The sequence below is a fragment of the Pseudothioclava nitratireducens genome (assembly GCF_029210495.1).
GTDB lineage: Bacteria > Pseudomonadota > Alphaproteobacteria > Rhodobacterales > Rhodobacteraceae > Pseudothioclava > Pseudothioclava nitratireducens.
The window spans coordinates 1-564 of record NZ_JARGDK010000044.1 but is presented as its reverse complement, the minus strand read 5'-3'; the positions used below and the strand labels follow the sequence as shown (position 1 = coordinate 564).

The following is a 564-nucleotide window of genomic DNA, read 5'->3' as shown; positions in this document are numbered from 1 at the left end:
CGCTCGGTCTCCGCGGCGCTGACCGCGCTCGGCTCGGGGCGCGGCCTTTTGCTCTTCGCCGATCCCTCGATCGAGGCGAAATCCCTCAGCCAGACCATCACGCTCGACATGCCGGTCGCGGGGGGCAACGTGCTGCAGACCACGGGCTGGTCGCCGGGCCTGCCCGCGCTCGCCTCCGGGGATTTCCTGTCGATCGGCACCGGGCGGCAGACACGGCTGCACCAGGTGGCCTTCGACGCGACGGCGAACATGAGTGGCATCGCACTGGTGACGCTCTTTCCAGCGCTGCGCCAGGCACTGCCTGCCGGAACACCGCTCGAACTCAACCGCCCGCAGGTGCTGTTGCGCCCGACGGGTCCAGTGCCGACCCGCATCGAGCGGGTGGCGCGTCACCGCTTCACGCTCTCTGCCCGCGAGGCGCTATGAGCCGGGATATCACGACGGAGCTCGCGGCAGCCCTTGGCACGGGCGAGCTCAGGCCCGCGATCTTCTTCGAGGGGGAGTTCCCGTCGGGCATGGTGCGGATCTGGACCGGTCCAACGGCCATTGATTGGGATGGCAAGA

At 69.3% G+C, this 564-nt stretch carries 1 protein-coding gene; it reads left to right on the top strand.

The genetic code is table 11. From position 1 onward, the window contains the following. The coding region (locus P0X85_RS15140) for a hypothetical protein (RefSeq protein ID WP_275815221.1) at nt 1-426 on the top strand (426 nt) is incomplete at its 5' end. Nucleotides 427-564 lie beyond the last annotated feature (138 nt).